The sequence below is a fragment of the Accumulibacter sp. genome, from assembly GCF_031732815.1.
Lineage (GTDB): Bacteria > Pseudomonadota > Gammaproteobacteria > Burkholderiales > Rhodocyclaceae > Accumulibacter.
In genome coordinates this window covers 3,510-9,468 of sequence record NZ_JAVMKF010000021.1, presented here as the reverse complement: position 1 = coordinate 9,468, position 5,959 = coordinate 3,510, and the positions used below count along the sequence as shown (strand labels likewise).

Sequence of the window (5,959 nt, the reverse complement as noted above, 5' to 3'; positions counted from 1 at the left end):
GCGAATACTGCGCGGCCAGATGGGCGAAGTTCGCGCCTGCGGCCACCTGATGCCAGGCCTGGCGCACGGCGCTTTCGTCGGCGTTTTGCAGCAGGCTGTAGCGATATTCGTTGGGGCCGAGTTGGGCGATGATCTCGTCGTACTGGCGGCGCAGCTCGCTCTCGCTGATCGCTGCCGGGTGCAGACGCGCACGCACGAGAACGCCGATCGCTGCGCGTCGGCGGGCAGCCTCGACGGCACGACCAACCTCCGGGTGGCGGTCGGCCTTTTGTCGGCGCGCTTCCTGCCAGAGCAGTTCTTCGCCAATCAGACGCTCGAGCGCCGTCTGAGGTGCCTGAGCGCCATCGGCAGCCGCCTGATCGACCGCGGTGCGGCTGATGACGACCCCGTTGACGCGCGCGGCAATCTCGCCGGCGGTCACGATGAGTGGCGTAGCGAGCCACAGGCAGAGCAAGGAACGGCAAGAAAAAGCGTTCATAGGGGCAGCGTGAAGGTGAAGTGGAGTCGTGCGTGGCGGCGGCCGAGTTCCGCTGGGTAATCGATCGGCCGCGCGACCACGAGTTCGCTGCTGGCGCGGGCGGCGGTCCAGCGCAGTCCGGCGCCAACACTGGACAGGCTTTGCCACGCGCCGCCGACGACGCTGCCGCGGGCGTGATCGAGGAGGAGATAGGGGGACCAGGCGGCAAGCGCATCGCTGCGCTCGCCGAGCGACGGGAAGCGGAGTTCGTGACGAACGAGCAGGCCGCGGTCGACGAAGCGCTGATCCTCGCGCACGCCGCGCACGGCGGCGAATCCGCCCTGGCGCAATTGCTCGCTGGCGTGCAGGGCGACACGCGCGTACTGGGCTGCGGCCTGTAGCGCGTAGCTCCAGGTCTGCGCTGCCGGTTGCCAGACCAGCCCGGCGTGTCCTTCGAGCTTGGCGAACTGACGATGAATGTCGCTGCGCCGGAGCCCGGAGGCATCGCTGGTCGCGCCGAAAGCATCGATGCCGACGCCGAGCGCTGCCTCGGTCAGCCATTGCAAGCGCGGCTCACGGCGAACCCGGCTGAAGGCAGCGCGGACGACGGCGACATGGTCGGGGCTGAGTGCGGTCTGCTCGATTTCCCGATACCCCGCCGTGCGGTTGAGCGTCAGGTCGAGATGATCGCGCCCTTCGGCAGCGAGGTGCAGGACGCGATTCCATCCCAGCGTCAGGCCGCGGCTGTTGCCCCGGTGCCGGTCGCCGAGGAGGGTGAAGCGGTAACGCGAAGCGTGCACCGTGGCCGACCAGGTGCTGTAGCCCTGCGGTACGCTGATCGACCCGAGCAGGGCTTCACTGTGTTCGCTCAGCAGGCTGGTCAGGCCGATTGCTTCCAGCCAGCCGAGACGGTCGTCGAGGTTGATCTCGCCGCGCAGGCGCCCGCTGCCGGTACGCCGACTGCCCAGGTTGTCGAACTCGATACGCGAGGCCCACCACGATCCGGTTTGCAGCTCGAGATCGATGATGTTCCCGCCGGGCGTCTGTCCAGGCAGGATGCTGGCCTGCGCTCGGTATAGACGCAGGCGGTTGATCTGGTGGATGCCTTGTTCCAGGTCAGCGAGCTTGAGCCAGTCTCCCTCGCTCAGCGGCAGCGCGTGGCGCAGGCGCTCGGGGAGCGCTGCGCCGCGCTCGGTAAGGGCTTCCACATGACCGGGAACGATCTCGATACGCAGGCTTCGCTGCTCCGGGTCGACCTCTCTGAGGACGGCGCGACCGGTGACCAGACCGGCTTGCACCAGGCGTGCGTTGATCTGCCGCAGCAGGAGCTGCAGCCGCTGCTCGCCGAGCGGCACCTGCTGGTAGCGCTCGATCAGGCTGGACAGATCGGGCAGCCGATCAGCGGCCGGCGAAACGACGGTGATCCGCGCTTGTTCGATGACCGGGCCGCTTTCCTCGACTTCAGAGGGCAGCGCGTGCAAGCGAGGTACCGGTGGGGCAACGAAGCCACTCTCCGCGGGTGCTTTCAACCGGTCCTGCCGTTCGCGGCGCAGCGCTTCGTCGCGCAGCAGGGTCCCGGGATCGAGCCCACCGACTTGCGCGAAGGCCGTTCCGCTGGCCATGGGCAAGAGGCTGACGGTCGCCGCCAGGTAGAGCACGCGGGCAAGTCGCCTGACCAACGGCTGCATGGGCGGGATTGGCTTGGATGCTTGGGCATGGGTTCGCGCAAACGGGGTGGTCAGGGGGACGGCCAATGGCCAGCGCTAAGGACGGTTCACCGCGCCAGCGACTGATTGTGCTCGGGTTTGTCGCTCGACGGTGGCGATTCCATCGTGAAAAATGGTGTCGGCAACATTGTCGTTGCACGCGCTGCGTGGCCGCTGCTTCGCGGCGCGACGGCGGTCGAGCGCGACGACGCGAGGAGAGGAGGCGCGCGAGCGGGCGCAGGCACGTCATGGCCTGTCCCAGTGCCGCGAACTGACGTAGAATCACCGGCTTTTTCGAAGTTTCCTTCGCCGCCAGAGACTGCGCCAATGATGCTTTTTCCCGAGCGTTTCGATGTCATCGTGGTCGGTGGCGGGCATGCCGGTACCGAGGCGGCGCTGGCTGCGGCGCGCATCGGGAGCAAGACGCTGCTGTTGACGCACAATCTGGAGACGCTCGGCGCGATGAGCTGCAATCCGTCGATCGGCGGCATCGGCAAAGGGCATCTGGTGAAGGAGATCGATGCTCTGGGCGGCGCGATGGCGGCGGCCTGCGACGAGGCGGGGATTCAGTTCCGCACGCTCAATTCGAGCAAGGGGCCGGCGGTGCGAGCGACGCGCGCGCAGGCCGACCGCGTGCTCTATCGGCAGGCGATTCGTCGCCGGCTCGAGGAAGAGGCCAGGCTGACGATTTTTGCCCAGGCCTGCGACGACCTGATTCTCGACGGTGATCAGGTGGCCGGGGTGGTCACCCAACTCGGCATCCGCTTTTCGGCGCGGGCGGTCGTCCTCACCGCCGGGACCTTCCTCAACGGGCTGATCCACGTCGGGTTGGCGAACTACACGGGCGGGCGGATGGGCGATCCGCCGGCGGTTTCGCTGGCGGCGCGCCTGCGCGAATTGCAGTTGCCGGTCGGTCGGCTGAAGACCGGCACGCCGCCACGCCTGGACGGCAGGACGATCGACTTTGCGCGCCTCGCCGAGCAGCATTCGGACGATCCGCTGCCGGTGTTTTCTTTTCTCGGCGATGCCGGCCGACATCCACGCCAGGTGCCGTGCTGGATCACCAGCACGAATCGGCAGACGCACGACATCATTCGCGCCAACCTCGATCGCTCGCCGATGTATACCGGGGTCATCGAAGGCGTCGGGCCGCGCTACTGCCCTTCGATCGAGGACAAGATCCACCGCTTCGCGGGCAAGGACAGTCACCAGATTTTCCTCGAACCGGAGGGGCTGACGACCCACGAGATCTATCCCAACGGCATTTCGACGAGCTTGCCCTTCGACGTGCAACTGGCGATCGTGCGCTCAATCGACGGTCTCGGCAATTGTCATATTCTGCGTCCGGGCTATGCCATCGAGTACGACTACTTCGATCCGCGCGGCTTGAAGGCTTCGCTCGAGACGAAGGCGATCGGCGGGCTCTTCTTCGCCGGGCAGATCAACGGTACGACCGGCTACGAGGAGGCAGCGGCGCAGGGACTGCTTGCCGGGACGAACGCGGCGCGCCTGGTCCGTGAGGAGGAAGCGTGGACGCCGCGGCGCGACGAGGCTTACCTCGGCGTTCTGGTCGACGATCTGATCACGCGCGGCGTGTCGGAGCCGTACCGGATGTTCACCAGCCGCGCCGAGTATCGGCTGTCGCTGCGCGAGGACAACGCGGACGCGCGGCTGACCGGCGTCGGGCGCCGCCTGGGTCTGGTCGATGACCGGCGCTGGCAGGCGTTCAGTGAGAAACAGGAGGCGATCGCGCGCGTGCAGGAACGGCTGAAGTCGACCTGGCTGTCGCCGCGCAGCCTGGCCGAGGCGGACGCGGTGAGGCTTTTCGGCAAGCCGCTGGAACGTGAGTACTGCCTGTACGACCTGCTCCGGCGGCCGGAGGTGGGGTACGAGCAACTGGTCGGCGTTTGCCCCCAGGGTGACGCTGCGGATGAGGGCGGGCTGAGCGATGCGGTGATCGAGCAGGTCGAGATTCAGGCCAGGTACCAGGGTTACATCGAGCGCCAGGAGAGCGAAGTGGCGAAGGCCTTGGCACATGAAGACGCGCGTTTTCCCGACGACTTCGACTTTGCCGCAATCAGCGGTCTGTCGCGCGAGGTGCAGCAGAAGCTTGCGACGCAGCGGCCGCAGACCTTGGGGCAGGCGTCGCGCATTCAGGGAGTGACCCCGGCAGCGGTTGCCATCCTGCTCGTGCACCTGAAGCGCGGCGAGGGCGAACGCGCGCGTCAGCGCGCCGGCGGTGCGGCCTGATGCAGCCGGCCGAGCAACTGGCGGACGGCCTGGCGCGGCTCGGCCTCGAACCGGCGCCCGGGGTCGCAGCGAAACTGCTCGCCTACCTTGATCTGCTCGCCAAGTGGAACCGGACGTACCGGCTGACCGCGGTGCATCAGGTGGCGCCGGCGATCAGTCAGCATCTGCTCGATTCGCTGGCCATCGTGCCGCACCTGGTCGGGCCGACGCTGCTCGATGTTGGCAGCGGCGGCGGCATGCCTGGCTTGCCGTTGGCGATCTTGCGGCCGGATCTGCGCACGCTGCTGCTCGACGCCAGCTCGAAGAAGGCGGCGTTCCTGAAACAGGCGGCAATCGAGCTGGATTTGACCAATATTGCCGTACACTGCGGCCGTGTCGAGGACTACCGGCCGGCAGCCGGTTTCACCACGATTACCGCACGTGCTTTTTCGACGCTCGCCGAATTCGTCGCTGCCTCGCATCACCTGCTGGCCGACGGCGGTCGCTGGCTGGCGATGAAGGGCGTGCGGCCGGACGCGGAGATGGCGCAGTTGGCGGCCGATGTCCGCGTCGAGGCGGTCCATCGCCTGGTCGTGCCGGGCATTGCTGGCGAGCGGCACCTGGTCGTGCTGGCCAGTCGGCGCGCCGGGCAAGGGGGGGAGAGGTGATTTGACGAAGATTCTTGCGGTAACCAATCAGAAGGGCGGCGTCGGCAAGACGACGACCGCGGTCAACCTGTCTGCCTGCCTGGCCGAGCTGGGCCAGCGCGTGCTGCTCGTCGATCTCGACCCGCAAGGTAATGCGACTACCGGTTGCGGTGTCGGCAAGCGAGCGGCGATGCCGACCGTCTATCAAGTCCTGATTGGTCGCGCGACGGTGGCGGAAACGCGCGTCCAGACGGCGTTCGCCTTCTCCGTCCTGCCGGCGAATCGCGATCTGGCGGGTGCGGAAGTCGATCTGATCGACCTCAAGCAGCGCGAGTATCGCCTGCGCGATGCTCTCGGCGCGGTTCGCAGCGAATACGACTACATTCTCCTCGACTGTCCGCCGGCGCTCAACATGCTGACGGTGAATGGGCTGGTCGCGGCCGATACGGTGATGATTCCGATGCAGTGCGAGTACTACGCGCTGGAAGGTCTGACCGACCTGGTCGCAACGCTCAAGAAGATTCGCGCGAATCTCAACCCGGTGCTGGAGATCGAGGGTCTGCTGCGCACGATGTTCGATCCGCGTTCGACCTTGACGCAGCAGGTCTCGCGCGAACTGGAAGGCCATTTTGGCACCAAGGTGTATCGTTCGATCATTCCGCGCAATGTGCGACTGGCCGAGGCGCCGTCGTACGGCAAGCCGGCGATCGCCTTCGATCGCGCTTCGAAAGGCGCTCAGGCGTATCTGCTGCTGGCGCAGGAGATCCTCGAACGGCGCTCGGCGAACCGCCCGGTGGCGACCGACCAGCGGCAGCCAACAGGAGCTGAGGCATGAAACTGAAGGGTCTGGGGCGTGGTCTCGACGCCCTGCTCGCCGGCAACGAGGCGCAGAACAGGGAGCAGCAGCGAACGCTGCCGGT

General features: G+C 67.0%; 4 protein-coding genes and 1 pseudogene. 3 read left to right on the top strand and 2 right to left on the bottom strand.

The features are described from left to right. Nucleotides 1-478, bottom strand: a pseudogene (locus RKP46_RS01810) (hypothetical protein); the annotation flags it as partial. Continuing rightward, the gene (locus RKP46_RS01805; protein ID WP_311105046.1) at nt 475-2,145 is read right to left on the bottom strand and encodes a ShlB/FhaC/HecB family hemolysin secretion/activation protein; all 1,671 of its coding nucleotides are present in this window, start codon (nt 2,143-2,145) and stop codon (nt 475-477) included. The pseudogene RKP46_RS01810 and the gene RKP46_RS01805, both read right to left, overlap by 4 nt. Nucleotides 2,146-2,493: 348 nt before the next feature. On the opposite strand from RKP46_RS01805, the gene mnmG reads away from it, so the two are divergent. The 3 genes from mnmG to RKP46_RS01790 are packed head-to-tail and all read left to right on the top strand — an operon-like array spanning nt 2,494 to nt 5,874. Then, entirely contained in the window at nt 2,494-4,413 is a 1,920-nt protein-coding gene (gene mnmG, locus RKP46_RS01800) for a tRNA uridine-5-carboxymethylaminomethyl(34) synthesis enzyme MnmG (protein ID WP_311105047.1), read from the top strand. Further along, the gene (gene rsmG, locus RKP46_RS01795) at nt 4,413-5,060 is read left to right on the top strand and encodes a 16S rRNA (guanine(527)-N(7))-methyltransferase RsmG (protein ID WP_311105045.1); all 648 of its coding nucleotides are present in this window, start codon (nt 4,413-4,415) and stop codon (nt 5,058-5,060) included. The genes mnmG and rsmG overlap by 1 nt, the downstream gene beginning before the upstream one ends. A gap of 1 nt (nt 5,061) precedes the next feature. Then, complete coding sequence (locus RKP46_RS01790; RefSeq protein ID WP_311105044.1) at nt 5,062-5,874, top strand: AAA family ATPase; 813 nt, start codon at nt 5,062-5,064, stop codon at nt 5,872-5,874. Nucleotides 5,875-5,959 lie beyond the last annotated feature (85 nt).